This is a genomic window from Amycolatopsis eburnea (assembly GCF_003937945.1).
Classification (GTDB): Bacteria; Actinomycetota; Actinomycetes; order Mycobacteriales; family Pseudonocardiaceae; genus Amycolatopsis; species Amycolatopsis eburnea.
The window spans coordinates 235828-262624 of the sequence record NZ_RSEC01000036.1; the positions used below are offsets into that span (position 1 = coordinate 235828).

General features: G+C 71.9%; 29 protein-coding genes and 2 riboswitches. Of the genes, 17 read left to right on the forward strand and 12 right to left on the reverse strand.

Features of this window, described 5'->3' with window-relative positions; genetic code table 11:
• Positions 1–19: 19 nt before the first annotated feature.
• Positions 20–141: riboswitch (TPP riboswitch) on the forward strand.
• From thiC to EIY87_RS13640, 3 genes are all read left to right on the forward strand, one after another.
• Entirely contained in the window at positions 135–1769 is a 1635-nt protein-coding gene (thiC, locus tag EIY87_RS13630; RefSeq protein WP_125308064.1) for a phosphomethylpyrimidine synthase ThiC, read from the forward strand. It overlaps the preceding riboswitch by 7 nt.
• Complete coding sequence (thiD, locus tag EIY87_RS13635) at positions 1766–2566, forward strand: bifunctional hydroxymethylpyrimidine kinase/phosphomethylpyrimidine kinase (RefSeq protein ID WP_125308065.1); 801 nt, start codon at positions 1766–1768, stop codon at positions 2564–2566. The genes thiC and thiD (EIY87_RS13635) overlap by 4 nt, the downstream gene beginning before the upstream one ends.
• A 41-nt stretch (positions 2567–2607) precedes the next feature.
• Positions 2608–2817 (forward strand): hypothetical protein, encoded by a 210-nt coding sequence (locus EIY87_RS13640; protein WP_125308066.1) that lies wholly within the window; start codon positions 2608–2610, stop codon positions 2815–2817.
• Here EIY87_RS13640 and EIY87_RS13645 read toward each other — a convergent pair.
• Positions 2814–3191, reverse strand: coding sequence for a winged helix-turn-helix transcriptional regulator (locus EIY87_RS13645; RefSeq protein WP_191984084.1), 378 nt, complete (start codon positions 3189–3191; stop codon positions 2814–2816). The genes EIY87_RS13640 and EIY87_RS13645 overlap by 4 nt on opposite strands.
• A gap of 92 nt (positions 3192–3283) precedes the next feature.
• On the opposite strand from EIY87_RS13645, the gene EIY87_RS13650 reads away from it, so the two are divergent.
• Entirely contained in the window at positions 3284–4207 is a 924-nt protein-coding gene (locus tag EIY87_RS13650) for an NADP-dependent oxidoreductase (RefSeq protein ID WP_125308068.1), read from the forward strand.
• Here the strand turns inward: EIY87_RS13650 and EIY87_RS13655 are convergent.
• Positions 4204–5214: a phosphatidylinositol-specific phospholipase C domain-containing protein gene (locus tag EIY87_RS13655; RefSeq protein WP_125308069.1), complete on the reverse strand. Its 1011-nt coding sequence runs from the start codon at positions 5212–5214 to the stop codon at positions 4204–4206. The two genes, EIY87_RS13650 and EIY87_RS13655, sit on opposite strands and share 4 nt — an antisense overlap.
• A gap of 105 nt (positions 5215–5319) precedes the next feature.
• Here EIY87_RS13655 and thiD (EIY87_RS13660) point away from each other — a divergent pair, with 105 nt between their 5' ends.
• A complete protein-coding gene (gene thiD, locus EIY87_RS13660; protein ID WP_125308070.1) occupies positions 5320–6147 on the forward strand; it encodes a bifunctional hydroxymethylpyrimidine kinase/phosphomethylpyrimidine kinase in 828 nt (275 codons plus the stop codon).
• A 59-nt stretch (positions 6148–6206) separates the two neighbouring features.
• On the forward strand, positions 6207–7010 hold the full coding sequence (locus tag EIY87_RS13665) for an ion transporter (protein ID WP_125308071.1): 804 nt from the start codon (positions 6207–6209) through the stop codon (positions 7008–7010).
• Here the strand turns inward: EIY87_RS13665 and EIY87_RS13670 are convergent.
• Complete coding sequence (locus EIY87_RS13670; RefSeq protein ID WP_125308072.1) at positions 7007–7846, reverse strand: SDR family oxidoreductase; 840 nt, start codon at positions 7844–7846, stop codon at positions 7007–7009. The genes EIY87_RS13665 and EIY87_RS13670 overlap by 4 nt on opposite strands.
• 93 nt (positions 7847–7939) lie before the next feature.
• On the opposite strand from EIY87_RS13670, the gene EIY87_RS13675 reads away from it, so the two are divergent.
• Positions 7940–8299 carry a winged helix-turn-helix transcriptional regulator gene (locus tag EIY87_RS13675; protein WP_125308073.1) on the forward strand — a complete coding sequence of 120 codons (360 nt, stop codon included), beginning with the start codon at positions 7940–7942 and terminating at the stop codon, positions 8297–8299.
• A gap of 1 nt (position 8300) precedes the next feature.
• Here EIY87_RS13675 and EIY87_RS13680 read toward each other — a convergent pair whose 3' ends face one another.
• The 4 genes from EIY87_RS13680 to thiO form a co-directional block, all read right to left on the reverse strand.
• The gene (locus tag EIY87_RS13680) at positions 8301–8729 is read right to left on the reverse strand and encodes a MarR family winged helix-turn-helix transcriptional regulator (RefSeq protein ID WP_125308074.1); all 429 of its coding nucleotides are present in this window, start codon (positions 8727–8729) and stop codon (positions 8301–8303) included.
• A gap of 97 nt (positions 8730–8826) precedes the next feature.
• Positions 8827–9585 (reverse strand): thiazole synthase, encoded by a 759-nt coding sequence (gene thiG / locus EIY87_RS13685; RefSeq protein WP_125308075.1) that lies wholly within the window; start codon positions 9583–9585, stop codon positions 8827–8829.
• Between the two features lies 1 nt (position 9586).
• A complete protein-coding gene (gene thiS / locus EIY87_RS13690; RefSeq protein WP_125308076.1) occupies positions 9587–9787 on the reverse strand; it encodes a sulfur carrier protein ThiS in 201 nt (66 codons plus the stop codon).
• Positions 9787–10860 (reverse strand): glycine oxidase ThiO, encoded by a 1074-nt coding sequence (thiO, locus tag EIY87_RS13695; RefSeq protein WP_125308077.1) that lies wholly within the window; start codon positions 10858–10860, stop codon positions 9787–9789. Before thiO ends, thiS begins: the two co-directional genes overlap by 1 nt.
• Positions 10854–10959: riboswitch (TPP riboswitch) on the reverse strand. It overlaps the preceding gene by 7 nt.
• Before the next feature lie 31 nt (positions 10960–10990).
• Here thiO and thiE point away from each other — a divergent pair.
• A complete protein-coding gene (gene thiE / locus EIY87_RS13700) occupies positions 10991–11653 on the forward strand; it encodes a thiamine phosphate synthase (protein ID WP_125308078.1) in 663 nt (220 codons plus the stop codon).
• 56 nt (positions 11654–11709) lie between these two features.
• On the opposite strand, the gene EIY87_RS13705 is transcribed toward thiE, so the two are convergent.
• On the reverse strand, positions 11710–12444 hold the full coding sequence (locus EIY87_RS13705; RefSeq protein ID WP_125308079.1) for a hypothetical protein: 735 nt from the start codon (positions 12442–12444) through the stop codon (positions 11710–11712).
• 147 nt (positions 12445–12591) lie between these two features.
• On the opposite strand from EIY87_RS13705, the gene EIY87_RS13710 reads away from it, so the two are divergent.
• On the forward strand, positions 12592–13542 hold the full coding sequence (locus EIY87_RS13710) for a threonine ammonia-lyase (RefSeq protein ID WP_125308080.1): 951 nt from the start codon (positions 12592–12594) through the stop codon (positions 13540–13542).
• Between the two features lie 106 nt (positions 13543–13648).
• On the opposite strand, the gene EIY87_RS13715 is transcribed toward EIY87_RS13710, so the two are convergent.
• The gene (locus EIY87_RS13715) at positions 13649–15172 is read right to left on the reverse strand and encodes an MFS transporter (RefSeq protein ID WP_125308081.1); all 1524 of its coding nucleotides are present in this window, start codon (positions 15170–15172) and stop codon (positions 13649–13651) included.
• Between the two features lie 43 nt (positions 15173–15215).
• A complete protein-coding gene (locus tag EIY87_RS13720; RefSeq protein WP_125308082.1) occupies positions 15216–15971 on the reverse strand; it encodes a GntR family transcriptional regulator in 756 nt (251 codons plus the stop codon).
• Between the two features lie 148 nt (positions 15972–16119).
• Here EIY87_RS13720 and EIY87_RS13725 point away from each other — a divergent pair, with 148 nt between their 5' ends.
• Together EIY87_RS13725 and EIY87_RS13730 are read left to right on the forward strand one after the other, a co-directional pair.
• Positions 16120–17166, forward strand: a complete 1047-nt coding sequence (locus EIY87_RS13725) for an SIS domain-containing protein (protein WP_125308083.1) — start codon at positions 16120–16122, stop codon at positions 17164–17166.
• On the forward strand, positions 17163–18128 hold the full coding sequence (locus EIY87_RS13730) for an N-acetylglucosamine kinase (protein WP_125308084.1): 966 nt from the start codon (positions 17163–17165) through the stop codon (positions 18126–18128). The genes EIY87_RS13725 and EIY87_RS13730 overlap by 4 nt, the downstream gene beginning before the upstream one ends.
• Before the next feature lie 101 nt (positions 18129–18229).
• Here the strand turns inward: EIY87_RS13730 and EIY87_RS13735 are convergent, their stop codons facing one another.
• Complete coding sequence (locus EIY87_RS13735) at positions 18230–18889, reverse strand: DUF3159 domain-containing protein (RefSeq protein ID WP_125308085.1); 660 nt, start codon at positions 18887–18889, stop codon at positions 18230–18232.
• A gap of 268 nt (positions 18890–19157) precedes the next feature.
• Between EIY87_RS13735 and EIY87_RS13740 the strand changes: the two genes are divergently transcribed.
• The 6 genes from EIY87_RS13740 to EIY87_RS13765 all read left to right on the forward strand — a co-directional run bounded on the left by EIY87_RS13740 (position 19158) and on the right by EIY87_RS13765 (position 23724).
• A complete protein-coding gene (locus EIY87_RS13740) occupies positions 19158–19985 on the forward strand; it encodes an SGNH/GDSL hydrolase family protein (protein WP_125308086.1) in 828 nt (275 codons plus the stop codon).
• Positions 19986–20256: 271 nt separating this feature from the next.
• The gene (locus tag EIY87_RS13745; RefSeq protein ID WP_191984085.1) at positions 20257–20994 is read left to right on the forward strand and encodes an OmpA family protein; all 738 of its coding nucleotides are present in this window, start codon (positions 20257–20259) and stop codon (positions 20992–20994) included.
• A gap of 13 nt (positions 20995–21007) precedes the next feature.
• On the forward strand, positions 21008–21397 hold the full coding sequence (locus EIY87_RS13750) for a hypothetical protein (RefSeq protein WP_125308087.1): 390 nt from the start codon (positions 21008–21010) through the stop codon (positions 21395–21397).
• A 56-nt stretch (positions 21398–21453) separates the two neighbouring features.
• On the forward strand, positions 21454–21930 hold the full coding sequence (locus EIY87_RS13755; RefSeq protein WP_125308088.1) for a DUF6932 family protein: 477 nt from the start codon (positions 21454–21456) through the stop codon (positions 21928–21930).
• Positions 21927–22808, forward strand: a complete 882-nt coding sequence (locus tag EIY87_RS13760; RefSeq protein ID WP_125308089.1) for a hypothetical protein — start codon at positions 21927–21929, stop codon at positions 22806–22808. Before EIY87_RS13755 ends, EIY87_RS13760 begins: the two co-directional genes overlap by 4 nt.
• A 250-nt stretch (positions 22809–23058) precedes the next feature.
• Positions 23059–23724, forward strand: a complete 666-nt coding sequence (locus EIY87_RS13765; RefSeq protein ID WP_125308090.1) for a DUF4190 domain-containing protein — start codon at positions 23059–23061, stop codon at positions 23722–23724.
• Positions 23725–24028: 304 nt separating this feature from the next.
• Here the strand turns inward: EIY87_RS13765 and EIY87_RS13770 are convergent, their stop codons facing one another.
• Complete coding sequence (locus EIY87_RS13770; RefSeq protein WP_125308091.1) at positions 24029–26797, reverse strand: AfsR/SARP family transcriptional regulator; 2769 nt, start codon at positions 26795–26797, stop codon at positions 24029–24031.

The window sequence follows — 26797 nt, forward strand, 5'->3', positions numbered from 1 at the left end:
CGTGGCATGGTCGGTGGCACAACACCAACGCGGGAGCTCGCGCCATGGCGGGCTGAGAGGGTGACTTGCGTTTCGCAGGCGTCACCGACCGCATGAACCTGACCGGGTAATGCCGGCGTAGGGAGTGAAAGTCGTTGACGACGCTGGAGAACAAGGACGTCTCCGTAACGACCGGTCCGATCACGGGCTCGCACAAGGTCTACCACCAGACGGAATCCGGGTTGCGGGTTCCCGCGCGCCGGATCGACCTTTCGAACGGCGAACACTTCGACGTCTACGACACTTCGGGCCCGTACACCGACCCCGACGCGTCCATCGACGTCCACAGTGGACTGCACCGGCTGCGGGCGGGCTGGGCCGACGGCCGGGAGCACAACACCCAGCTCGGCTGGGCCAAACAGGGCGTCATCACCCGCGAAATGGAGTACATCGCCGCGCGTGAACGGGTTTCGCCCGAGTTCGTGCGCGACGAGGTGGCCCGCGGGCGCGCGGTGATCCCGGTCAACCGCAAGCACCCCGAGTCCGAGCCGATGATCATCGGCAAGAACTTCCTCGTGAAGATCAACGCCAACATGGGCAACTCGGCCGTCTGGTCGTCGGTCGAGGAAGAGGTCGACAAGATGGTCTGGGCGACCCGCTGGGGCGCCGACACGATCATGGACCTCTCCACCGGCAAGCGGATCCACGAGACGCGGGAGTGGATCATCCGCAACTCGCCGGTGCCGGTCGGCACCGTGCCGATCTACCAGGCACTCGAAAAGGTCGACGGGGAGCCGGAAAAGCTGTCGTGGGAGATCTACCGCGACACGATCATCGAGCAGTGCGAGCAGGGCGTCGACTACGTCACGGTGCACGCCGGCGTGCTGCTGCGCTACATCCCGCTGACCGCGCGGCGGGTCACCGGCATCGTCAGCCGCGGCGGGTCGATCATGGCGGCGTGGTGCCTTGCGCACCACCAAGAGTCCTTTTTGTACACGCACTTCGAGGAGCTCTGCGAGATCCTCCGGCAGTACGACGTCACGTTCTCCCTCGGCGACGGCCTGCGCCCGGGCTCGATCGCCGACGCCAACGACCGCGCGCAGTTCGCCGAGCTGGAAACCCTGGGCGAGCTGACGCACATCGCGCGCTCGCACGACGTCCAGGTGATGATCGAGGGCCCCGGCCACGTGCCGATGCACAAGATCAAGGAGAACGTGGAGCTGGAGGAAAAGCTCTGCGGCGAGGCGCCGTTCTACACCCTCGGTCCACTCGCGACGGACATCGCGCCGGCGTACGACCACATCACGTCGGCCATCGGCGCGGCCCAGATCGGCTGGTACGGCACGGCGATGCTGTGCTACGTCACGCCGAAGGAGCACCTGGGCCTGCCGAACCGCGACGACGTCAAGACCGGCGTGATCACGTACAAGATCGCCGCGCACGCCGCGGACCTGGCCAAGGGCCACAAGTACGCGCAGGAGTGGGACGACGAGCTGTCGAAGGCGCGCTTCGAGTTCCGCTGGAACGACCAGTTCAACCTCTCGCTCGACCCGGACACCGCGCGTTCGTTCCACGACGAGACGCTGCCCGCCGAGCCGGCCAAGACCGCGCACTTCTGCTCGATGTGCGGGCCGAAGTTCTGCTCGATGCGGATCACGCAGGACGTCCGCAAGTACGCCGAGGAACACGGTCTGTCCACAGTGGAGGCCATCGAGGCCGGCATGGCCTCGAAGTCGGCGGAGTTCACCGAGTCCGGCGGCAAGGTGTACCTGCCCGTGGTGGGGCAATGACCCCTCGGACCGCCCTCACCATCGCCGGATCGGACTCCGGCGGTGGTGCGGGCATCCAGGCCGATCTGCGCACGTTCTTCGCGAACGGCGTCCACGGGCTGGTAGCGCTGACCGCGGTCACCGTGCAGAATTCCCTTGGCGTGCAAGGCTTCACGGAGATCCCCGCCGAGGTCGTCTGCGCGCAGATCAAGGCGGTGGCGTCCGACATGGGCGTCGACGCGGCCAAGACGGGCATGCTCGCGACGGCCGAGATCATCCGTTCGGTGGCGAAGACCCTGGACGAGCTCGGCCTGGACTTCCCCCTGGTCGTCGACCCGGTGGCGGCGTCGATGACCGGGCACGCCCTGCTGCGCGAGGACGCGCTGGAGGCGATCCGCACGGAGCTGTTCCCCCGCGCGACGCTGATCACCCCGAACCTCGACGAAGTCCGCCTCCTGACCGGCGTTTCCGTGGTGGACCCGGCCTCCCAGCGCACGGCGGCGGACGCGTTGCTGGAGTTCGGCTCCCGCTGGGTCCTGGTCAAGGGCGGCCACATGACGGGCACGGAGGACTGCGTCGACCTCCTGTCCGACGGCCGCGAGTACCTCGAGCTGACCGGCCCGCGCTACCTCACGGAGAACACCCACGGCGGCGGCGACACCCTGGCCTCGGCGATCACGGCATCGCTGGCGAAGGGCACCTCGGTGCCGGACGCGGTGGCGGCGGGGAAGAAGTTCATCGAGCGCTGCGTGGCGGAGTCCTATTCGCTGGGTGCGGGCGTGGGCCCGGTTTCGCCGTTCTGGGTCTTGGACCGGTAAATCGCGCGCAGCCGCGGAGCCGGCGCTGCCAAACTGGGCCGGTGACGAACCGCGAGCTGTGGCAGGCCCTGCCCGAGGAGCTGCGGGAGGAGTTCGACGCGCTGGTCGGCAAGGGGCTCAACATCCAGGCGATCTTCGTCCTCCGCGAAAAGTCCGGCCGCACACCGCCACCGAGCATCCACGAAGGTGTGGCGCTCCTCGACCACCGCGCCCGCGTCCTGGGCGAGCGCGACCAGCCGCGGCAGGCTTAGCGAACCGGCTGCAGCTCCCGGCCGTCGTACTCCTCGCGCGCCGAGCGGATGCGGTCGAAGTTCGCCTGCGACCACGCGCTCAGCGCGATCAAGTGCGCCCCCACCTCGGCCCCCATCTCCGTCAACGCGTACTCCACCGTCGGGGGTGTCGTCGGGTACACCGTGCGGGTCACGAAGCCGTCGCGCTCCAGCTGGCGGAGGTTCTGGGTCAGCATCTTCTGGCTGATGCCGTCGACCGCTCGGCGCAGTTCGCCGAAGCGGTGGGGGCCGCGGGCCAGGGCGCCCAGCACCAGCGCCGTCCACTTGTTGGCCAGCAGGTCGAGCACGTCGCGGCAGGGACAGTTGCGGAGGTACACGTCCCAGGTGGTTTCCATCAGGTACCTACTCCACTTCCAAGTGCCTTCTGGCGAAAAGTGACCAACGCTCCGAATATAGGCGAGACAGCCGAACCGGAAGGAGTGAAGTGATGCGCATCGTGACCCAGCAGGTCCTCGGCGGGCCGGAGGTGCTCCGCGTCACCGAGGCACCGCGGCCGGCACCCGGGCCCACGGAGGTCCTGGTGCGGGTGGAGGCCGCCGGGATCAACCCCGTCGACTGGAAGGTGCGGGCCGGCGGCGGGTTCCTCGGCGAGCCGCCGTTCACCGTCGGGTGGGACGTCGCCGGTGTCGTCGAAGAGGCCGGTTTCGGGGCCACCGGCGTCCGCGAAGGCGACGAGGTGCTCGGCATGCCGTGGTTCCCGCGCCCGGGCAACGCCTACGCGGAGTACGTCACCGCGCCGTCGCGGCACTTCGTGCGCAAGCCCGCCGGCCTGTCGTTCGCCGAGGCCGCCGCGCTCCCGCTCGCCGGGCTGACCGCGTGGCAGGGGCTGGTCGACGTCGCGGGTGTCCACAGCGGACAGCGGGTGTTCGTCGACGCGGCCGCCGGTGGGGTCGGGCACCTCGCCGTGCAGATCGCCAAGGCGCGCGGCGCGCACGTCATCGGCACGGCCAGCGCGGGCAAGCACGACCTGCTGCGCGAACTCGGTGTCGACGAACCGATCGACTACCACGACGAGACCGCCACGACGTCCGATGTGGACGTCTACTTCGGACTCGTCGGCGAGGAGAGCGACCTGCGCTGGCTCCCCGCGATCAAGGAAGGCGGCCTGCTGATCGGCGTCCCCAGCGGCGTCGCGGACCGGGTCGAAAAGGCGGCCGCCGAACGGAAGGTGCGGACCGAGCGGATCCTCGTCGAGCCCGACCGCGGCGGGCTGACCGGCCTCGTCGAACTGATCGAGGCCGGCCAGCTGAAGGTCCGCGTCGAGCGAACGTTCCCGCTCGAGGACGTCGCCGAAGCGCACGAGCTGGGCGAAACCGGGCGTGTGTCCGGCAAGCTCGTGCTGCTCCCCTAACCCCGGGCGACCACCTGCGGCAGCACCGTCGTGAGCCCGGTCCAGTCCGCGGTGACCACCGACGCGTGCTGCTTCGCCAGGTCGGCGACGCGCTGGTTGGCCTGGTCGACCGTCGGGCTGTGGGCGTCGATGGCCGGCGCGACGTTCTGCGCGTCGGTCATCACCACGTAGTAGTGGTTGGCGTCGTACCACCACGGCCCGGTCTGCGTCACCCACGTGTTCGCGTCGCCGTCGAACACCACGAACCACGGCTTGAGGTCGGCGGTGTACTTGTCCCGCGGGTCACCGCCGGCCGCGCCGTGCACCGTCGGGAAGATGTTCGCGTCGCCGAGCTTGCCGGCCTTCTTGAGGCCCACCAGGTACCGCGCGTACTCGACGTCCGTGTGCAGCGTGTCCGTCGGGTTCCCCTCCTCGACCGTGCCCGGGATGATCTCGGTGAGCACCCGGCCCCGCAGCGCGTCCACCGACGGCCAGTTGTCCGCCTTGGCCGCGTCGTCGAGCGTGCCGTAGCCGCCGAGCAGCTCGGCCGGGCGGAACGCGACGCTGCCCAGGTGCGCGCGGAACGTGGCGTCCAGCTCGTCCGGGCCCATGCCGGTGTTGTCCGAGAAGCCGGTCTTCATTTCGAGCTTGAGCGTGATCGGCGTGTGCCCGGGGTGGGCCGCGAGCCAGATCCGGATGTCGTCGAGGCAGTACTCGAGGTTCTTGTTCTTGCCGCCGCTGTAGAGCTGCGCCGCCGAGGTCGCCGCGACGCAGTTGTTGTTGTTCCCCAGCGGGTTCGAGTGGCTGACCTTCCACTCGTGGGTGAAGAAGTCCGGCCAGACGTCCAGCTCGATGAGCGACGAGCCGGCGTCGAGCGCCTGGGCCAGGTAGCCGTAGGCCGCCGGGTCGTAGGTGTTGTGCACGCCGACCGTCGTGACGTGGGAGAGCTTCGGGCTGTCCGCGTTCGCGGCCGTCGCCCCGGAGAGCACGAGCGCCGCCGTGAGGACCGCCACCGAGAAGAGCTTCATCCAGGCTCCTTCGAACGTGAGTAACGTTCACAATGTCCCACCGTGGTTGACTGGTGATGAAGCAAAAGAGGCTGATTGGCCTAGACCAGAAGTCGGGAAACCACCATGACCACGAGCCTGCCGACCGCTTTGACCATCGCCGGGTCGGACTCCGGCGGCGCCGCCGGGCTGCAGGCGGACCTGCGCACGTTCCTGACCTGCGGCGTGCACAGCCTGGTCGCGGTCACCGCCGTCACCGTCCAGAACACCCTGGGCGTGCACGACCGCGCCGACCTGCCGCCGCACATCGTCGCGGGGCAGATCGAGGCCGTGGCCGCGGACATGGGCGTCGGCGCGGCCAAGACGGGCATGCTGGCGTCGGCGGAGATCATCCACGCGGTCGCGGCCGCGTGCGACGAGGCGGGGATCGGCCGGGACGCCGGGATCCCGTTCGTCGTCGACCCGGTCGCGGCGTCGATGCACGGCCACCCGCTGTTCGACGAGGCGGGCCTGCACGCGCTGCGCGACGAGCTGCTGCCACGCGCGACGGTGCTCACCCCGAACCTCGACGAGGTCCGGCTGCTGACCGGGATGACGGTGACCGACCGCGAAGGCATGCACACCGCGGCCGTGGTGCTGCACCGGATGGGCCCGCGGTACGTCCTGGTCAAGAGCGGCCACCTGCAGTCCGACCCGGAGTGCGTGGACCTGCTGTTCGACGGCTCGACGTTCGTGGAGCTGCCGGGCAAGCGCTACTCGACGCCGCACACGCACGGCGCGGGCGACACGATGGCGTCGGCGCTCACCGCCGGCCTCGCGAAGGGCATGTCGGTGGTCGAGGCGGCCCGCTACGGCAAGTGGTTCGTCTCCCACGCGGTCGAGCACGCCTACCCGATGGGCGCGAAGGTCGGCCCGGTCTCGGCCTTCTGGCGGCTGGCACCCGAGCAACGCTGAGAACCCGCCCGGTTACCATCCCTGCGTTTACTGATCCTTGAAGCAAGCGAGGGGCGGCCTTGACCGGACGCGAGCGGGCGGCGAAGGTCCTCGAAGACCGTCGCTTCCAGAACTTCATCATCGCCGTGATCGTGTTCAACGCGGTCACGCTCGGCATGGAGACCTCGACGTCGATCATGGCCGGGTACGCCGGCCTCCTGCACGCGCTCGACCACATCGCGCTGGGCATCTTCGTCGCCGAGCTGCTGGCGAAGTTCTACGCCTACCGCGGCCGCTTCTTCCGCGACAGCTGGAACATCTTCGACCTGCTGGTGGTCGGGATCGCGGTGATCCCGGCGACCGGGCCGTTCGCCGTGCTGCGGTCGCTGCGCGTGCTGCGGGTGCTGCGGCTGATCTCGGTGGTGCCGTCGATGCGGAAGGTCGTCTCCGGGCTGCTCGCCGCGATCCCCGGCATGGCCTCGATCGCCGCGCTGCTCGCGCTGATCATCTTCGTGGCCGGGGTGATGGCGACGAAGCTGTTCGGCGCCATCGACCCGGGCGACTTCGGCGACCTCGGCACGTCGCTGTTCACCCTGTTCCAGGTGATGACCGGCGAGGCCTGGCCGGACATCGCCAAGACGATCATGGAACAGGCGCCGCTGGCCTGGATCTTCTTCGTCGTCTACATCCTGGTGTCCAGCTTCGCGGTGCTGAACCTCTTCATCGCCGTCGTGGTCAGCGGCATGGAGGACGAGCTGCGCCAGGACATCCGCGAGGAAGAGGCGAAGCAGGCCGAAACCCAGGCGGCCGCGAACCAGGAGATCCTCGACGAGCTCCGCGCCCTGCGCGCGGAGCTGGCCGAGCTGCGGCAGAAAGCCGCTTAGCGGAACGCGGCGACGTTGCGGGCGGCCCAGTCGGCGAAGCTGCGCGGGGCGCGGCCGAGGACCCGCTCGACGTCGGGGCTGACGCGCACCTCGGCCGGGCTCGGCGAGCCGAGGATGTCCAGGGTGTCGTCGGCCAGCTCGCCGGGCATGCTCCGCGTCATGCCCGCCTTGGCCTCCTCGCGGGTCTGCTCGTGGAACCGCACCGGCGAGCCCAGCGCGGCGGCGATGGCCGCCGCCTGCTCCCGGGGCGTGACCACCGCCGGTCCGGTCAGCTCGTAGACGCCGCCGGTGTGCACCTCGTCCACCAGGCAGGCCGCGGCGACTTCGGCGATGTCCGCCGGGTCGATGACCGGCACCCCGGTGTCGCCGAAGGGCGCTTCGACGACCCGCCGAGTGCGGACGCTTTCGGCCCACCACAGCGCGTTGGACGCGAAGCCACCCGGCCGCAGGAGCGCCCAGTCGACGCCGGACTCCCGCACGGCGTCTTCCAGCTCGCGCATCGCGACCCGCGTCGTACCGAACGGCCTGGTCACCACGCCGAGCGTGGACAGCAGGACGATCCGGCCGACCCCGGCGCGCGCGGCCCGCTCGACGACGTCGGCGGGATTCGCCCCGGCGGCGTGCAGGTCGCCGGACAGCAGCAGGAACAACGCCTTCGCCCCGGCCAGCACGGGCTCGAGGCCAGCTGGTTCGGCCAGGTCCGCGACCACGTGCTCGACGCCGTCCGGCAGCGCCGCCGCGTGCCGCGACACCGCCGTCACCCGCTGCCCCGCCTCGGCCAGCGCCCGCGTCAGCGGCCTGCCGATGTTCCCGGTCGCCCCGGTCACCACGATCATGAACTGCTCCTTCGTCCGTTTTCCCTGGTGATCGGGACGGTAGGAGCTTGGGCTTACTCCTGGTAAGTACATACCTTTCGGTAAGCTCATGACATGACCGGAGGCTCGCAGCTCACCCCGACCGGTACCGAGGCCCGCTATGAGGTGTTTCACACCGACTGCGCCGCACGGGACGTCGTCGACCACGTCACCAGCCGGTGGGGCATCTGGGTGCTGATCTGCTTGCGGCGCAGCGACCTCAGGTTCTTCGAGCTGCGGGAAAGCATCCAGGGCATCAGCGAGAAGATGCTCGCGCAGTCGCTGCGCGCGCTGGTGGCGGACGGCCTGGTCTGGCGGCGGGTCGAGCCCACGACGCCGCCTCAGGTCACCTACGGGCTGACCGAGTTCGGCCGGGACGTCGGCGAGCCGCTGACGGAGCTGTTCGACCGGATCACGCGCCGCCTCGCGGACTAGCTCAGTCGTCCGCGATCAGGGCCTCGAGCGCCGGGATGGCCGCCGTCAGGGCTTCGCGGTGTTCGGGTGTGAGCCGGTCGAGGCGGCGGTTCAGCTCCTGCACGCGGGTGGACCGGACGCCGGAGACGAGCCGCTCGCCCTCCTCGGTCGCCTTCGCCAGCCAGGCCCGGCGGTCGACCGGGTCGGACTCGCGGCTGACGTAGCCCGCCTCGACCAGGGACGCGATGATCCGCGACATCGTCGCCGCGGCGACGCCCTCCTTGGCCGCGAGGTCGCCGAGGCGGAGCTGGCCGGAGTTCACCAGCGTCGCCAGCGCCGAGATGGCGCCGTGGCCCGGGCCCGGCACGCCGGCCTGGCGCAATGACCGGGACAGCCTGCCGACGGCCAGGTACAACCTGCCCGAGACGTCCTGGACCGATGTGCTCGTCACGGCTGGCTCCTTCTGCCCTGCCCCGCCGCCGGTGCGCCGGAAAGTGCCGTCCACCTTACGGGTTCGAGGTGCGCGTTCGGCGTGAAGGCACTCCGGTTCACCGGGGTGGACTCGACGCCTTCGCCCAGAAGCGCTGCGGCACCCGGCCGGCGCCGCGAGCCAGGTGACCGGCCACGACGGCCGAGCGCATCGCCGACGCCATCCGCTCCGGATCGGCCGCACGGGTGACGGCGGTGGACAGCAGGACGGCGTCGCAGCCGAGCTCCATCGCCAGCGTCGCGTCGGACGCCGTGCCGATTCCGGCGTCCAGGATCACCGGGACGCCCGCCCGCGAAACGATCAGTTCGATGTTGTGCGGATTCCGGATGCCGAGGCCGGTGCCGATCGGCGCGCCCAGCGGCATCACCGCGGCGCAGCCCGCCTCCTCCAGGCGCAGCGCGAGCACCGGGTCGTCGTTCGTGTAGGCGAACACGGTGAACCCGTCGGCGGCCAGCCGTTCGGCCGCGTCGAGGGTTTCGATCGGGTCCGGCAGCAGCGTCCGGTCGTCGGCGTGCACCTCGAGCTTGATCAGGTCGGTTTCCAGCGCTTCCCGGGCCAGTTGCGCGGTGAGCACGGCTTCGGCGGCCGTGCGGCAGCCCGCGGTGTTCGGCAGCAGCTCGATCCCGAGCCGCTTCAGCAGCTCGAGGACACCGGAGCCGCCTTCGGCGTCGGCGCGGCGCATGGCGACGGTGGTCAGCTCCGTGCCGGAGGCGACCAGCGCGCGTTCGAGCACGACGAGGTTGGCCGCGCCGCCGGTGCCGATGATCAGCCGGGACGTCAGCTTGGTGGTGCCGATGACCAGCGGTTCTTCGTCCACTTCAGCCTCCCTGGACCGCAGTGAGCACGTCGACGCCCGCGCCCTTGGGCACGGGGGTGGCCGCCCAGTCGGCGCGGCGGACGACGACGCCGTCGACCGCGACGGCGATCCCCGGCCGCGGCCCGCCGGTGTGCTCGAGGACGTCGGCGACGGTCGCGTCGTCCGGGAACTCGGTCCACTCGCCGTTGAGCTTGATCTCCATCACACGTGCTCCTTCTGGTGCAGCCGGGCGGGCGAGGCCGCTTCGACGCCTTCGGGCGGCGGTTCGCCCTCGAGCCAGGCGACGACAGCGGCCGCGGTCACGGGGGCCATCAGCAGGCCGTTGCGGTGGTGGCCGGTCGCGGCGAAGACGCCGTCGTCCAGGACGCCGATGTAGGGCAGCACGTCCCGGCTCGCGGCCCGCAGGCCGGCGGCGGTCTCGACCAGCTCGTACTCGGTGATCGCGGGGAAGACGCGTTCGGCGCCTTCGAGCAGCTCGCGCACGCCGCGCGCGGTGACGGCCCGGTCGAAACCGGCCTCGTACTGCGTGGCGCCGAGGACGAGCTCCTGGTCTCCGCGCGGGACGAGGTAGATCGGCCGTCCCTCGACGACGGCCCGCACGGTGCGCGTGGGCGGCGGCAGGCAGCCGCGGCGGGGTTTCAGCCGCAGGATCTCGCCCTTGAGCGGCCGGACGGCCCCGGCGAGCTGCGGGTGCAGCCGCCCGGTCCAGGCCCCCGCGGCGAGCACGACGGCTTCGGCGTCCGGCGGCGTTTCGACGCGCTCGCGCACGAACCGGACGTCGTGGTTGACGCACGCGGCGTACAGCGCGTCGAGCAGTTTCCGGTTGTCCACGGCCAGGTCGCCGGGCACGTGGAGTCCACTTCGGACGGACCCGGCGCCGGGTTCGAGCCGCTTGGTCTCCCGGCCGGTGAGGCGTTCGGCCGCCCGGCCGATGGAGTGCAGGTAGCCGGCCAGGATGTCGAGGTGCCCGGCGTCGGCGCTGTCGAACGCGACGACGAGCGTCCCGTGCGCGGCGAGGCCTGGGGCGACGCCTTCCTGCGCGAGGTCGCTCGCGAAGCCGGGCCAGCGCTTCAGCGACGCTTCGCCGAGGCTGAGCACGTCTTCTTCGCCGGGCCAGGCCTCGGTGACCGGGGCGAGCATGCCCCCGGCCAGCCAGGACGCGCCGCCGCGGGCGGGCTCGGGATCGTGGACGGTGACGTCGTGGCCCGCCTTCGCGGCGCACCACGCCGCGGACAGGCCGATCACGCCGCCGCCCACCACTGCCAGGTTCGTCATGGAATCACGCTCCCTGCGCCGGCATGACCCGGATCAGGTTCCACGGTCGGAGCGGCAGCTCCCTCTCAGCCCGTGCCTCGGGCTCCCGTGCGGACCCCTCCACCCTAGCTCGCCGGGTACCGTCGCCGCTATGCCCGCCCTCTCCGGTGACAAGATCCGCGCCCGCCTCGACTCCGCGCGCCTGTACCTCTGCACGGACGCCCGCACTTCCCGCGGCGACCTCGCCGACTTCGCCGACGCGGCGCTGGCCGGCGGCGTCGACGTCATCCAGCTGCGCGACAAGACCGGCGCGTTGGAAGCCGCCGGCGAGATCGCGGCGCTGGAGGTGCTGGCCGAGGCGTGCGCGCGCCACGGGGCGCTGCTGTCGGTGAACGACCGCGCCGACGTGGCGCTCGCGGTCGGCGCGGACGTGCTCCACCTGGGCCAGGACGACATCCCGGTCCCGCTGGCCCGCCGCATCCTCGGCGACGACGTCGTGATCGGCCGTTCGACGCATTCGGTCGACCAGGCCCTCGCCGCGGCTTCGGAGCCGGGCGCGGACTACTTCTGCACCGGCCCGTGCTGGCCGACGCCGACCAAGCCGGGCCGCCACGCCCCGGGCCTCGACCTGGTGCGCGCGGTCGCTTCGGCGGCACCCGACCGCCCGTGGTTCGCGATCGGCGGCATCGACGGCGACCGTCTGCCCGCGGTGCTGGACGCCGGCGCGTCCCGGATCGTCGTCGTCCGCGCGATCACCGAGGCCGAGGACCCGGCGGCGGCCGCCCGAGCCCTCCGCGCCCGCATACCCGGCTGAAAGCCGTGAAGGCCTCCTTACCGGCCATTAGAGCCGGTAAGGAGGCCTTCACGGCTTTACGGGGTCGGGGTGGTGGCCGCGCCCTGGCTGGTCGGGGGCGCGGTCGTGGCCGGGGCCGAGGTCGACGGCTGCTGCGTCGACGTGCTCGGGGTCGTCGTGGGCGTTTCCGACGTGGTCGTCGGGGCCGTCGACGTGCCCGGCGGGGTCGTGGTCGTTTCCGTCGGGGACACCTGGGTGTCGTCCGTGCCGGTGGTGGGTGTCGTCGACGGCGTGGGGTCGGTGTGGCCCGAGCCGCCGCCGAGGATCTTGCCGATGCTCTTGCCCGTGCCGCCGCCGATCTGGGTGCCCGTCGCCGACTCGAAGCCGACGATCGCCAGGATCGCCACCGCGAACGCCGCCACGCTGGTGCCGATGATCAACGGCCAGCGCAGTTTCCGCAGCCGCGAGGGCCCCTCCTCGGGCGGCTTCTCCAACTGCACCGTGGGTTGTTCGGCGATCGGGATTTCCCCCGGCACGACGGCGCCGCGCCGCCGGATCCCCGACGTCGCCAGCATCCGCGCCTTGAGCGCCGCTTCCCGCGTGCGTTGCAGTGAGCGCAAGTACAGCTCGCCGCCGACCGTCGACACCACGCTCGCCACGCCGGCGCCGACGACCGTGCCCGCCACGCCGAGCGTCGAACCGAGCAGCGCCGCGGTCACCGCCGCGAGCGCCGCCGCCGCGACCTGCGCGATGCGCAGGCCCGACTTCTCCTCCGTCTTTCCTTCGGAAGCCGCCGCGTTCTCCTTCGTCATGATCCCGATCCGGTAGTCCGTCTTCTCCCCTGGTCCAACGGTTAAGGCGCGCCAGGAACTCCCCGCGTTGCCACGGCGTGAGGAGGACCACTCTGTCTGTCCACAATAGACACTCCCAACCGAACGATTTCTTGACATACTCGGCACATGGAACTGGTGACGATCTCCGACATCGAGGCCGCCGCGAAGCGCGTCGAAGGTGTCGCCGTGCGCACGCCCCTGCTGCTCCAGACGTGGGATCCCCGCGGCACCCTGTGGCTCAAACCCGAAAGCCTGCAACCGATCGGCGCGTTCAAGGTGCGCGGCGCGTTCAACGCGATCGGCTCCCTCGACGACGCGGCGCGCGAACGCGGTGTCATCGCGTACTCGAGCGGCAACCACGCGCAGGCGGTCGCGTACGCGGCGCAGCGGTACGGCGTGCCCGCGGTGATCGTCGTGCCGGACGTCGCGCCGCGGATCAAGGTGGAGGCCACCCGCGCGTACGGCGCCGAGGTGATCGAGGTGCCGATCGGCGAGCACGAGGCGAAAGCGCGTGAACTGGCGGCCGAACGCGGCCTGACCCTCGTCCCGCCCTTCGACGACGCGGCCATCATCGCCGGGCAGGGCACCGCGGGCCTGGAGATCGCCGAGGAGCTGCCGGAGGTCGACGTCGTCCTCGTCCCGATCAGCGGCGGCGGGCTGGCCGCCGGCGTCGGCACCGCGATCAAGGCCCGCTGCCCGCGGGCGCGCGTGATCGGCGTCGAGCCGGCGCTGGCCGCGGACGCCGCCGACAGCCTCCGGCGCGGCGAGCTGGTCCGCTGGCCGCAGGCCGACCGCGCCCGCACGATCGCCGACGGCCTGCGCTCGCAGCCGTCCGAACTGACCTTCGCGCACCTGCGGGAGGTCGTCGACGCGATGGTCACGGTCACCGAGGACGAGATCCGCGAGGCCGTCCGCGTCCTGGCCCGTCAAGCCCGGTTGGTCGCCGAGCCCAGCGGCGCGGTGACGACGGCGGCGTACCTCTTCCACGCCGAGGAGCTGCCGGCCGGCAAGACGGTCGCGCTGGTCTCCGGCGGCAACGCCGACCCGGCGATGTTCGCCGAGATCCTCGCGGGCTGACCCTCGCCCCAAGCGCCCCAATGTGGCGTTGGTTGCGTCAGACGCACCGAACGCCACATTGGGTGCGCTGGACGCACCGAACGCCACATTGGGGCGCTCCGAGGTGCTAGGAGCCGGCGACCGGGGTCCCGCCGCCGCGGACGTGCGTCGGCGGGCCCTCGACGCCGCAGTGGTAGCACTCGCCCAGGTGGGGGCACTCGTCGTCGGGCTTGGGCTTCGACGGCGGCTCGAGGACGCCGTTGTGGATGCCCAGCGCGATCAGCCCGCCCGCGATGGCCAGCGCGGCGCAGATGACCAGCGCCGTCCGCCAGCCCGCGGTCAGCGCGACCGGGTCCGCGTACGCCTCGCCGGTCAGCCCGGCCGCCGCGGGCAGCACCGCCACCGCCAGCAGGCCGCCCGAGCGCGCGATCGCGTTGTTGACGCCGGAGGCGACGCCGGCGAAGCGGTCCGGGGCCGCGGCGAGCACCGTCGCGGTCACCGGGGCGACGACCGTCGCCAGGCCGAGCCCGAACACCACGACCGCGGGCAGAACCGCGCCGAGGTAGGACGCGCCGGGCGCGATGCGCAGCATCAGCAGCATCCCGATGCCGACGACGATCGGGCCGACGACCAGCTGCGTCCGCGGCCCGATGCGCTGCGCGAGCGCGCCGGAGCGCCCCGAAAGCAGCAGCATGACGACCGTCAGCGGCAGTCCCGCCAGCCCGGCCAGCGTCGGCGAGTAGCCCAGCGACACCTGCAGCTGCATGACCAGCAGCATCATCACCCCGCCGAGCGCCGCGTAGACGACGAACGTCAGCGCGTTCGAGAGCGTGAACGTCCGGTCGCGGAACAGCGACGGCGGCACGAGCGGCTCGGCCGAGCGGTGCTGGACGGCGACGAACGCGGCCAGCCCGGCGATCCCGAGCAGGCCCGCGACCAGGACGACCGGGTCGCCGATACCGCGGCCCGGCGCCTCCACCAGCGCGCCGGTGACCCCGGCGAGGCCGACGGCGCCGAGCGCGGCGGCGCCGAAGTCGGGGTGGCCGGTGGCCTCCGGGTCGCGCGATTCGGGGACGAACTTCCGCGCCATCAGGACCACGGCGACGGCGATCGGAACGTTGATCAGGAACGCCAGCCGCCACGACCACACCTGCACGAGGAACCCGCCGAGCAGCGGACCGGCGGCGGCCGCGATGCCGCCGAGCCCGGACCACGCGCCGATCGCGCGGGCGCGGGCGTCGTGCGCGAAGGACGACTGGAGGATCGCGAGCGACCCGGGCGTCAGCAGCGCGCCGCCGATGCCCTGCAGGATCCGGGTCGCGACGAGCATCTCCGTGGACTGCGCCGCCGCGCACAGCCCCGAGGCGACGCCGAACCAGACGACGCCGACGAGGTACGTGCGGCGCCGCCCGTAGCGGTCGCCGAGCGAACCGGCGACGAGGATGAGCGCGGCGAGCGCCAGCATGTACCCGTCGAGGATCCATTGGAGCCCGGCGACGGAGGCGTTCAGCTCCGCGCCGATGCGGGGCAGGGCGACGTTGACGATGGTGCCGTCGAGCATCGCCATGCCCGACCCGAGGATGGTGGTGGCGAGGACGCCGCGCGCGGCGTGCGTCCCCCACCGGATCCCGGTGTCTTCGGTGGCAGTCACGTGCTCAACTCCACCGCGCCCGGAGATCCCCGTCAACCGGTCCCTACGGCAGCAGCGTCGTGACGAACTTGTAGCGGTCGCCGCGGTAGACCGAGCGGGCGAACTCGACCGGCTTGCCGTCCGTGGCGAACGAGTGCCGGGTCAGCATTAGCACCGGCATGCCGACGTCGGCGCCGAGCATCTCCGCTTCCTGCGGTCCGGCGAGCGAAGTCTCGATCGTCTCTTCGGCGCGCTCGAGCTCGACCCCGTAGTGCTCGCGTAGAACGGCGTACAACGAGCCGCCCTGCGAGACGTGCTTGCGCAGCCCGCGGAAGCGGCCGAGCGGGAGGTGGGTCGTCTCCAGCGCCATCGGCTGGGAGTCCGCGAGTCGAAGGCGTCGAAGGCGAAGGATTTTCGCACCCGTGCGGATTCCGAGGAGCTTCGCGAGGTCACCCTCGACCGGCAGCTCCTCGACTTCCAGGAGCTTCGACGACGGCTTCAGGCCCTGCTTGCGCATGTCCTCGGTGTAGGACGACAACTGCAGCCGCTGCGCGAGCTTCGGCTCGGCCGCGAAGGTGCCTTTCCCCTGCACCCGGTGCAGGCGGCCCTCGGCGGTCAGGTCGGCCAGCGCCTGCCGCACGGTGGTGCGGGAGACCGTGAACTCCCCGGCGAGCGCGCGTTCGGTCGGGATCGGCGACCCGGGCGGGAGGACGTCCAGGAGGTCGAGGAGGTGCTGTTTCAGTGCCCAATATTTGGGCTCGCGCTGCCCGCGCATCCCGGCGACGGTGCCCGCCTCGCCCGTGGTGGTGGTCTCCAACATGCCCGACTCCCTATGCCTTCCCTCATCGCACGCCACGTCCCCGTAAGAAACGTACCCTTTTCCACCGACGGGCCGCCCCACTAACATTGGTCTAGACCTGACCGACGCCGCCTGAGTCCGGTACATAATGCCGGAGGTGGAGAGGAAAATGATGACCCAACAACGGCCCGGCGAGCACATGGCCGCGGAGATCGCCCAGCAGCCGGAGGTCTTGGCGGGACTGGTACAGCGTCAGGCGGAAATCGCCGAAGTGGCGGAAAAGATCTCACAACGGCCCCCGCGCTTCGCTTTGCTCGCCGCGCGTGGATCGAGCGACCACGCAGCGTTGTACGCGAAGTACCTGATCGAGGTACTCCTCGGCCTGCCGGCCGGTCTGGTTTCCCCGTCCACGGCGACCCTGTACGGCGCGCGGCCCGATCTGCGGGACGTGCTGTTCGTCACCGTCAGCCAAAGCGGTGGCTCGCCTGACCTGATCGAGGTCACCGAAACGGCGCGGCGCCAGGGCGCGCTGACCGTTTCCGTCACCAACACCCCGGACTCGCCGCTGCGGGCGGCGTCCGAGCTCGGCGTCGACATCGGCGCCGGCGTCGAGCAGGCGGTCGCGGCGACCAAGACGTACTCCGCGACGCTGATGGCGCTCTACCTGCTGATCGACGCGGTGCGCGGCGGCAAGGCGGCCGACGCCGAGAAGATCGGCGAGCTGGCGCAGCAGACCCTCGACGGCGCCACCGAGGGCGTCCAGCGGGCGGTCGACCGGTACCGGTTCGTGAACCGCGTGCTGACCGCCGCGCGCGGCTACTCCTACGCGACCGCGCTGGAGGCGTCGCTCAAGCTCGCCGAGACGAGCTACCTCGCGGCGCGTGCGTACAGCGGCGCGGACCTGCTGCACGGCCCGGTCGCCGCGGTCGACGACCAGACCGCGGTGCTGGCGGTGACCAGCGCCGGGCACGGCGCGGAGGCGATGCGCGACGTCATCGACGCCGTCGGCAAGCGCGGCGCGGACGTCGTCGCGGTCGGTTCGGCGTCCGCGGACACCCCCGCGGCGCTGCGCATCGACGTCCCGCAGACCGTCGAGGAGCTGGCGCCGATCCTGGAGATCCTGCCGATCCAGCGGATCGCGCTCGGCCTGTCGCTGGCCCGCGGCGGCGACCCGGACAGCCCGCGCGGCCTGCTCAAGGTGACCAAGACCCGGTGACCTCCGCGATCGGCGTCGACGCCGGCGGCACGTCGACCAGGGCCGCACTGGTCGACGCCGCCGGCGTCGTGCTCGGCACCGGGCGCGGCGAAGGCGCCAACCCCAACGCGCACGCGCCGGAAGTCGCCGCGGGCCGGATCGCCGGCGCGATCACCGCGGCGCTCGGCGGCCGCGACCCCGGCGGCGTGCGCGCGTGCGTCGTCGGCATGGCCGGGGTCAGCAAGCTGAGCGATCCGGCGGTGGCGGCGGTGTTCGACGCGGCGTGGGCGCGGATCGGGCTCACGTGCGTGGTCCGGACCGTCGCCGACGCCGAAGTGGCGTACGCGTCGGCGACTTCGGCTCCGGACGGGACGGTCCTCGTCGCCGGCACCGGCTCGATCGCCGGCCGCATCCGCAAGCGGCGCCTCGCCGGCACCGCGGGCGGCTACGGCTGGCTGCTCGGCGACGAAGGCTCGGCGTTCTGGCTCGGCCGCGAAGCCGTCCGTTCCACTTTGGAGGCACTCGGGCGCGGCCTGCCGCTGGACGGACTGCCGTCGGCGGTGCTCGGCGCCGCGCTCGGACCGTCCGGTGTGGACGTCCGGACCGACGCGGACCGGCTCGCCGCGTCCCGCGCGCTCATCACCACCGCCAACGCCGAGGCGCCGGTGCGGCTCGCCCGCTTCGCGCCGTTGGTGAGCGCGGCGCACGACGCCGGCGAGCCCGCGGCGCGGGAGATCGTCGCCCGTGCGGCCGAGCTGCTCGTCGCGAACGCCCTCGCCGCGCGCGAGCCCGGCGAGTCGACTCCGGTCGTGCTCGTCGGCTCGGTGCTCACCGGAGACAGCCCGGTCGGCGCGCTCGTCCGCCGTGGATTGTCCGGCCTCGAGGTGCTGACCAGCTCCGATGGCGTACTCGGGGCGGCCTGGCTGGCCGCGGTGGACGCGTTCGGCGAGGGTGTGCCGAGACCCACGTCACGGGGAGATTGAGCAAAACGCGGCGCGAAAGCGCGAAAACGTCGACTGAACCCGGGTAGTCCGGGTACCGTAGGCAGTGGCCCCCGGACCCTCCCCCCTCGCCGGGGGCCGCCTTATGTCCTGGGTACGTCGTCCGAGCCCGGCTCCGGCGCCAGGCGCAGGCCGGGGTGTTCCGGCGGCAGCGCGCGGTAGAGCACCCAGCCGCTGACCGCGACGGTCAGCGCCACGAGCGGCCACGACAGCACCGTACGGGCCACGCCGAGCGCGATGACCTGGCCGGCCCACCACAGCAGGCCGTAGACGACCACGCGCAGCACGTACTGCAGCACCCACACCCAGCTGGCCCGCGAGTACGCCTTGAGCAGCACCGCGTCCCGGCGCCAGCGCGCCTTCTGCCCGAGCAGCAGCCCGACGACGACGCCGAGCAGCGGCCACCGGACCACGACGCTGGCCGCCCACAGCAGGGCGCTGGCCACATTGGACATCAGCTGCAGCAGGAAGAAGTCCTGCGCGCGCCCGGTGTGCAGGGCGATCAGCGCGGCCGCGACGACGGCGGCGAGGCTGACCACGAGCGCGCGGACCTTGCCACCCCCGGCCACCCGGTAGACCCCGAGCACGAGGGCGACCGCGATGGCGGCCCCGGCACCCCAGGCGACGGACTGCCCGGCCACGAGCCAGCCGACGACGAAACCGGCGGGCGGGACGCTGGCGTCGAGCGCGCCCCGGCGGCCGCCGAGGATCTGCGCGAGCGACTCACGGGGTTCTCCGGACACGTGTCCAGCCTGCCGGAAACCGCCCGGGACGCTCCAAGCAGGGAGATCTTCGCCACATCGGGTGCCCGGTTTAGCTCCGAGTGTGCTGTTTCACGGCATGCCGAAGGTGAAGACTGCGTAATAGAGGAGCGGAGAAGGCCGACAAGATAAGACACTGTTACCCCGGGCTGAACAGCCGGGGTTGCACGGGGGTAGGACCCCGATTATTAGTTGTGGTGTACAACTACATGTCGGGGAGTCGGTCGCAGGATGGGGAAGGGGACCCAACGTGTACGGAATCGACAGCTATGTAGCCATAGGAGACAGCTTCACCGAGGGCCTCAACGACGCCCTCCCGGACGGCTCGTTCCGGGGCTGGGCCGACCGCCTCGCGGAGATCCTGGCGGCGGGCAGGCCCGACTTCCGGTACGCGAACCTGTCGCTGCGGGGCAAGATGCTCGACGAGATCATGGACGAGCAGCTCCCGATCGCCCTGGAGCTGAAGCCCGACCTGGTCACCCTCTGCGCCGGCGGCAACGACATCATCGTGCCCGGCGCGGACGTGGACGCGGTGGCGGAGCGCCTGGAGGAAGGCGTCGCCAAGCTGCGCGAGGCGGGCATCCCGGTGCTGATGTTCAACGGCCCGGACACGAAGGTCCTCTCGGTGATGTCGGTGCTGCGCGGCAAGGTCGCGATCTACAACACCCACCTGTGGGCCATCGCCGAGCGCCACGGCGCCCGCATGGTCGACCTGTGGGCCATGACCCCCCTCCACGACCGCCGAGCCTGGAGCGACGACCGCCTCCACTTCTCCCCGGACGCCCACCGCCGCATCGCGTTGAAGTCGGCGGAGGTCCTGGGCATCCCGGTCGAGGGCGACTGGCGCGAACCGTGGCCGGTGGAGGCGGTGCCGAGCCGCTGGATCGACTCGCGGCGGTCGGACCTGACGTGGACGAAGGTGCACCTGCTCCCGTGGATCCGCCGTCAGCTGCGGGGCGAGTCGATGGGGGACGGGCTGTCGCCGAAGCGGCCGCAGCTGGCGCCGTTGGCTCCGGTGACGCCGTTGGCTCCGCTGGAGGTGCTCGAGGTGCCGGACAACGCCCAGCAGGCCAGCTGAAGGGGTCGTCGACTCCCCCGTGAGGGGCACCTTCATGGCTTCGCTGATGTCTTGAATGAGTCATTCAGGTCGTCGGAGGTCCTGAATGACTCATTCAAGACACCGCGGACTCACCCGGCGCGACTTTGCCGGAGTCACGACCTCCGACAGAAAGTGCCCACCCGATCACAAACCCCCAAGTTGTCCACATGTCGACTTACCTGGGGACAACTTGGGGACGGACCGCCCCGGCCGACTCGCCAACCCGTCCCGCCCGGCTTACAGTCCCTTTATGTCCGGTCGGCGTCGCTGGATCCTCCTGGTCCCGATCGCGGTGCTCGTCACGGCGCTGCTCGCGGGCGTCGCGACCTGGGCACAAGCCGGGAGCCTCCAACGTGACCTGAGCGCGCGGACGCAAGCCGCGCTCGCCGCCGCCGGGTTGCCCGCCGGGAACGTCAGCTTCGACGGGCGGGACGCCACCCTCACCGGGTTCCCGCCCGGCCAGGCCCTGCGCGCCCTCGAAGTCGTCCAGGGCGTCGACGGCGTCCGCGCCGCCAAGTTCGAAGGCGACGTCGTCCCCATGGCCCCGAGCACGACCGAAGCCCCACCGCCAAGCAGCACCACCACCAGCAGCAGCCCGCCGCCCACCACGACCACGACCGCGCCGCCGCCGACCGACAAGGCCGGGGTGCAGGCCGAGATCGATCGGATGCTCGCCGAGGCGCCCGTGACCTTCGTGCCGGACACCGCGAAGCTCACGCCCGAAGGGGAACAGGCCGCCCGCGGGATCGCCGTCGCGCTCGCCAAGTCGCCGGAGACCTTCCGGTACCGCGTCACCGGCCACGTCGCCCGCGGGCCCGGCGGCGAGAGCGCCGCGCTGAAGCTGTCCCGGGACCGCGCGCGGGCCGTCGCACGGATCCTCACCACCAACGGCCTCACGACCAAGCGCGTGACCTACCGGGGCCTCGGCGACACCCGGCCGGCCAGCGGCGGCGAAGCGGACCGGCGGGTCGAAATCACGGTCATCTGAAGGGGTGGTGCCGATGTTGTGGCTGTTCGGGCAGATCTGGCTGTGGCTGATCGTCGCCTTCGCCCTCGGCGCGCTCACCTCGTGGCTCGTCCTGCGGAGCGCGAAGCCCGCCGAACCCGCCGAAGAAGCCCGGTACGAGCCCGAACCCGAGCCGCGGTACGACGAGCCGCTCGCCGCCGAGCAGACGCAGTTCATCCCCGCCGCCTGGGCGCAGGGGCCGCCCAAGGAGCCCGGCGAAGCCGACGACGAGCCCGAGCCCGCCGGGCACCGCGAGGGGCACCTGCCGCTGCCGCCGCAGCGCGGGGCCGAGGCCGAGGACTGGCCGACCGAAGAGGAACCGGCCTGGCCCGAGAGCGAAGACGCCGCTCCTCAGTGGCCGCAGCAGCCTGGGCGCGGTGGCTGACACCCATCCTGGTAAATTCGGCTACGCACTGTGAGCGAGGCTGAGGAGGGAGTGGCGTGACGCTCCCCCATTGGACGGCGCAGCAGGTCCTGCCGCCGGGCCGCCACGCGTGCGACCTCGCCGACGTCTACGAGCGCCTGGTCTTCGACGCGCCGCACCAGAACGAGCGCGAGATCCTCTTCAGCGCGCTCAACAGCTACCTCGGCGTGGCCCGCCGGATCATGCCGTCCGGCCGCGCCTGGATCGGCGGCGAGCTGATCACGCGCACCGCGCACCCGCCGCGCGGCCTCGACGTCGTCCTGATCCCGGACGAGTGGGGCGCGCTCAAGCGGCTCGACGACGCCGGCCGGTCGGCGCTGTACGGCCTGCTCACGCTGCGCGGCGTGATCGTCGGGCAGCCCGCGATGTACCTCGACCAGGTGCAGCCGGTCGGCGGCATGCTGGACGGCTTCCTGTGCCGCCCCGGCGACGAGGACACCTGGGCCGAGGTCTGGGCCGAAGGCGGCAGGGGCTACCCGGAGATGATCTGGTGAGGAACGAGTTCCGGCGCATCGCCGACGAAATCCCCGGCGGCACGTGGCTCGACGACCTCGCGCGCGCCTCGGCGATGGCGGCCAACGCCAAGTTCGAGCGGACGTCCCGCTCGCCGCTGCTGCACGTCTCGGTCATCGGCGAGCAGAGCATCGACGCCTACACCTTCTCCGACATCAGCCGGGCGCTGCAGGACGCGACCGCGAAGATCGGGCACATCATCCGGAACCCGTCCGGCGAGGTCACCCAGGTCCAGCAGGCCGACCGCGACAAGGCGCCGCTGATCCAGCGCGGCCAGGCGGGCAACGCGATCTTCTTCGGCTTCCCCGAGCCCGCGCCGGACGACGCGCTCATCCTCGACGGCATCGAGACGCTTTCCGAGCGCGCCGTCAAGGAACTGTGCGACTTCCTGCCGGCGAACGGCTCGGACGACGGCGCGCTCGACGCCGTGCTGCTCCAGCGCGACACCGTCCGCAACGCGGTGAGCGACATCGTCAACGCCGTCGCGAAGAACGCCGGCATCGGGATGGCGCTGACCCCGACCGCGGGCGAGCAGGTCACCCGCAGCATGACGACCGAGCAGGCCCGCATCCTCCAGGGCAGCCTCCGCGAGTCCCGCGAGGCGGTCGGCTACGAGACGGTGCGCGGGCGGCTCGACGGCGTCCGCACCCGGCGGCGCATCTTCTACCTCGACCGCGAGTCGGGCGGGACCATCCAGGGCGCGGTGGCGCCGGACCTGCTCGACCAGATCAAGGAGAACCTCGACCGCCCGGTGACCGCCCGGCTGCGCGTCGTGCGCACGACGACGATCGACGGACGGCGCGGCCGTCCGGTGTTCGAACTGCTCGAAATCACCCCCGAAGTGAGCCTTTTCGACTGAAAAGTCCTGCTTGCGACTTTCGTCTTGAACACCGGTACCGACGCTCGTCGTAGGCCGTCCGACGCCGAAAACAGTGGGAACCCCGATATTCTTCGCATTGATCACATCGTCACACCCTGCGCGCGATGTCAGGAAATACCGGTACTTGCGGCAAAATGGTGGGACAATGACTTTTTCCAGAATGTAACAATTTCGTTCGCGGGCACTCTTATGGGTTAACGTCGTCGCACTCCCACCCGAAGGGGCCCGCATGATGACCGACCCGCAGTACCCGCCGACCACCGCGCGCCACGGCAGACCCGCGCCGCCGGTGACGGCCACGGAGCGTCGTCAAGCGAACGCGAAGCCCGGGCGCAACATCCTGGCGATCGTCGGCCTGCTGCTCGGCTTGGCGGCACTCGGTGTCGCGTTCGTCCCGGACATCGGATTCGTCGCGTGGCCGCTGGCCGGGCTCGGGCTGATCCTCGCGATCGCCGGGTTGGTCCAGGTCAAGAAGGGCACCGCCGGCGACCGCGGGGTGGCGATCACCGCCACCGTCGTCGCGGTCGCCGCACTGCTGTCGACGGCCGGGCTGCTGGTGTACTCGACCTTCCTCGGCGGCGGCGAGTCCGGGCTGCACCTCCCGGCCGTCTCGGGCGACAAGCACACCGTGACGTTCGAGGTCACCTCGGCGGGCGGCGCGACCGTCCGCTACGGCAGCCTCAGCGACCAGCGCACCGAAAACGCGCCGGCCAGCACCGACGCGTGGGAAGGCCAGGCTTCCTACAACAATGGTTCGTACCTGTTGACGCTCACCGCGGACACCCGCAATTCGAACGTCAACAACGAAATCCGGTGCGCCATTTCGGTCGACGGCAAGAAGGTCGCGGAAAACAGCGGGACGACCATCGCGCTGTGCACCGCCAACGTGGGCTGACCCCTGCCTGGCGTCCGGCCGGCCTACCCCCACGTCGGCCGGCCGGAGCGCCACGAGCCGCTCCTGGCGGCTCCCGGCCCCGTCGCGGTTTCCCGCGCGGGGCCCGGCGCCGGCGTCTCAGCCTGCCCCTCCCCTAGGGCTCAGCCGGCACCGCCGAACCTACGCGGGCGCCGCCCGCGCGCACTAAGAATCCACTAAGGATTCACGGCCCGGACCCGGCCGTGACCCATTCGCAACCGAATCATCGCCATGAATGCATCGGGCCGCCAGCGAGTTGTCGCAGTTCGAAAGCGCGGGCGAATCTTTACTGCAGTTCGGCGAGTTCGGCGCGAACCTCACCGACGAGCTTCGGGTGCACCCGCTCGTAAATGCGCACCGACAACGCGAGTTGTTCGCGCGCGCCGTCGATGTCGCCGCGGGCCCGCAGCACCCGGCCCAGCGTCAGCCGCAGCGCGCCCTCCCGCGCGACGAACTCGCGGCTGATCGCGAGGTCGATCGCCTCCCAGACGTGCCGCTCGGCCGCCTCGACGTCGCCCGCCCGCAGGCTGAGGTCGGCCAGCTTGTCGAGCGAAACGACGACCCGGTCGTCGTCGCCCAGCTCGCGGTCGATGCGCAGGCCGGCGAGCTGGTGCGCGATGGCCTCGGCGAGCAGGCCCGCCCGCTTCTCCGCCTGGGCGCAGCTGCTGAGCGCCTGCCCGCGCAGGGTGACGTCGCCGGCCTCCGCCACCGCCTTGCCCAGCCGCTCGATGGCCCGCTCGTGCTCGCCGAGGCGGCTGAGCGCGCGGCCGAGGTGCAGGTCGGCCGACGTCGTCAGCCGCTCGTCGGCGAGCCCGGCGGCCAGTTCCGCCGCCCGCTCGGCGTCGGCGTGGCCGAACCCCGGCAGTTCGAAGGCCAGCGCGATCTCGGACCGCGCGAGCCGCAGCCAGCACTGCCCGGCGACGTCGCCCGCGGCTTCGGCGGCCGCGACGCCGAGGTCGGCCATCCGCGTCCACTCGTCCAGCAGCGGGCAGGCGACGCGGTAGCTGTGCCCGAGCCGGGCCAGCCGCCAGACGTCGTCGTGGCGGCCCGCGGCGAACGCGGCGTCGAGGACCGCGAGGAGGTTCGGCCACTCGGCCGCGAACCAGTCGTGCGCCTCGGTGAAGTCGCGCAGCGGGGGCATCGCGTCGTCGGCGAGCACACCGGTGAAGTCCAGCGGGTCGGCGACCGGGCCCAGCCGGCGCCGCGCGCGGTCGGCGACGGCCTGGTAGTAGCGGACGGTCCAGCCGAGCGCCTCGTCCCGCTCCTTCTCGCCGAGTTCCTGTTCCGCGAGCTCCCGCAGGTAGAGCCAGACGAGGTCGTGCGGGACGAAGACGTCGCGGGCGGTCTCGGCGATGAGGTTGTGCGCGGCCAGGGCGCGCAGCCGCCGCCGGGCCTCGGTGACCGGGATCTGCGCGACCGCGGCCATCAGGTGCGGCCCGACCAGCACCCCGGGCACCGTGCCGAGCTGCAGGAACGTCTCGGCGATCTCGCCGGGCAGCCCGCGGAAGGAGACGTCGAACGCGGCGCGCACGCCGTCTTCGGCGCCCTCGACCTGCAGGCCGGCCAGCCGGGTGCGCTCGTTGCCGAGCTCGTCGACCATCTCCTCCGCGGTGCGCAGCGCGGACGCCGACAGCCGCGCGCCCGCGATCCGCAGGGCGAGCGGGAGGTAGCCGCAGAGCCGCGCGAGGGCGTGGTTGAGGTCGGCCGGGCCGGCCAGCTCCTCGATCAGCCGGACGGCGTCGTCGGGGGCGAGGGTGCCGAGCACGCGCTGCTTGGCGGCGTTCGACACGGTCAGCCCGTCGAGGCGCGAGCGGCTGGTCACCACCGTCATCGTCCGGGCGCTCGGCGGCAGCAGCGGGCGCACCTGCTCGGCGGTGCGGGCGTCGTCGAGCAGCACCAGCATCCGCCGCCCGGCGATCAGCGACCGGTACAGCGCGACGCGTTCGTGCAGCAGCTCGGGGATCTTCGCGGTTTCGACGCCGAGGCCGAGCAGGAACTGGGTGAGCAGCTCGGCCGGCTCCAGCGGCGGGTGGTGCGGGTCGAAGCCGCGCAGCGACGCGAACAGGACGCCGTCCGGGAACCGCGACGCGACGCGGTGCGCCCACCACACGACCAGCGTGCTCTTGCCGACCCCGGCGGTCCCGGTGACGACGGCGATCGTGGTCTCCCCGGCTTCGGCACGGGTCACGAGCCCGTCCAACCACGCCAGCTCGTCCCCCCGCCCAGCGAGACTCGGCACCGCGGCCGGCAACTGCGACGTCGGCCTCGCGGCGGCGTCGCTTTCACGTGAAAGCGACGCCCCCAGGTGGGCGCTTTCACGTGAAAGCGGCGGCAGGTCGTCGTTGAGGACGCGCTCGTGCAGCCAGCGCAGTTCGGCGCCGGGCTCGACGCCCAGGGTGCCGAGGGTGGCGCGCGAGACGGTCCGGTACAGCTCGAGCGCGTCCCCGCGGCGACCGGCGTGGTAGAGCGCGCGCATCAGCTGCCCCGCCGTCCGCTCGGCCAGCGGATCGGCCCGCACGATCGGGCTCAGCTCGACGATCAGCTCGGCGTGCCGCCCGAGTTCGAGGTCGGCGTCGACGCGGGCGCCGTGCACGGCCAGGCGGAGGTCTTCGAGCTCGGGGGCCCGCAGCGAGTCGGGCACCCCGCCGAGCGCGGGCCCCTGCCACAGCGCGAGCGCCTCGGCCAGCAGCGCGGCCGCGACCTCGGGCGTGGCCACCGAAGCCCGGTCCAGCAGCGCGTGCGCGCGGTGGACGTCGACGCGGTCGGGGTCGACGTCGAGCCGGTAGCCCGGCGGCGTGGTGAGGATGCTGGGGCCGTCGAGCTCCCGCAGGATCCGCCGCAGGTGCGAGACGTTGCCGTGGATGATCGTGCGGACGGTCGCGGGCGGGTCGTGCCCCCACAGCGCGTCGATGATGTCGTCGAGCCCGACGACCTTCCCCGGCTTGAGGGCGAGCAGCGCGAGCAGGCCGCGGACGCCGGGGCCGCCGATCGGCACGGGCTGGTCGCCGTGGACGAGCTGGACGGGCCCGAGCAGCTGGAACCGGATCGGGGCCAT

What these genes read in the sequence shown, in the direction of transcription:
- thiD (WP_125308065.1), top strand. Translation starts at nt 1,766, where the DNA reads ATGACCCCTCGGACCGCCCTCACCATCGCCGGATCGGACTCCGGCGGT.
- EIY87_RS13645 (WP_191984084.1), bottom strand. Translation starts at nt 3,191, where the DNA reads ATGGAAACCACCTGGGACGTGTACCTCCGCAACTGTCCCTGCCGCGAC.
- EIY87_RS13650 (WP_125308068.1), top strand. Translation starts at nt 3,284, where the DNA reads ATGCGCATCGTGACCCAGCAGGTCCTCGGCGGGCCGGAGGTGCTCCGC.
- EIY87_RS13655 (WP_125308069.1), bottom strand. Translation starts at nt 5,214, where the DNA reads ATGAAGCTCTTCTCGGTGGCGGTCCTCACGGCGGCGCTCGTGCTCTCC.
- thiD (WP_125308070.1), top strand. Translation starts at nt 5,320, where the DNA reads ATGACCACGAGCCTGCCGACCGCTTTGACCATCGCCGGGTCGGACTCC.
- EIY87_RS13670 (WP_125308072.1), bottom strand. Translation starts at nt 7,846, where the DNA reads ATGATCGTGGTGACCGGGGCGACCGGGAACATCGGCAGGCCGCTGACG.
- EIY87_RS13675 (WP_125308073.1), top strand. Translation starts at nt 7,940, where the DNA reads ATGACCGGAGGCTCGCAGCTCACCCCGACCGGTACCGAGGCCCGCTAT.
- thiS (WP_125308076.1), bottom strand. Translation starts at nt 9,787, where the DNA reads ATGGAGATCAAGCTCAACGGCGAGTGGACCGAGTTCCCGGACGACGCG.
- thiO (WP_125308077.1), bottom strand. Translation starts at nt 10,860, where the DNA reads ATGACGAACCTGGCAGTGGTGGGCGGCGGCGTGATCGGCCTGTCCGCG.
- thiE (WP_125308078.1), top strand. Translation starts at nt 10,991, where the DNA reads ATGCCCGCCCTCTCCGGTGACAAGATCCGCGCCCGCCTCGACTCCGCG.
- EIY87_RS13705 (WP_125308079.1), bottom strand. Translation starts at nt 12,444, where the DNA reads ATGACGAAGGAGAACGCGGCGGCTTCCGAAGGAAAGACGGAGGAGAAG.
- EIY87_RS13710 (WP_125308080.1), top strand. Translation starts at nt 12,592, where the DNA reads ATGGAACTGGTGACGATCTCCGACATCGAGGCCGCCGCGAAGCGCGTC.
- EIY87_RS13720 (WP_125308082.1), bottom strand. Translation starts at nt 15,971, where the DNA reads ATGTTGGAGACCACCACCACGGGCGAGGCGGGCACCGTCGCCGGGATG.
- EIY87_RS13725 (WP_125308083.1), top strand. Translation starts at nt 16,120, where the DNA reads ATGATGACCCAACAACGGCCCGGCGAGCACATGGCCGCGGAGATCGCC.
- EIY87_RS13745 (WP_191984085.1), top strand. Translation starts at nt 20,257, where the DNA reads ATGTCCGGTCGGCGTCGCTGGATCCTCCTGGTCCCGATCGCGGTGCTC.
- EIY87_RS13750 (WP_125308087.1), top strand. Translation starts at nt 21,008, where the DNA reads ATGTTGTGGCTGTTCGGGCAGATCTGGCTGTGGCTGATCGTCGCCTTC.
- EIY87_RS13765 (WP_125308090.1), top strand. Translation starts at nt 23,059, where the DNA reads ATGATGACCGACCCGCAGTACCCGCCGACCACCGCGCGCCACGGCAGA.
- EIY87_RS13770 (WP_125308091.1), bottom strand. Translation starts at nt 26,797, where the DNA reads ATGGCCCCGATCCGGTTCCAGCTGCTCGGGCCCGTCCAGCTCGTCCAC.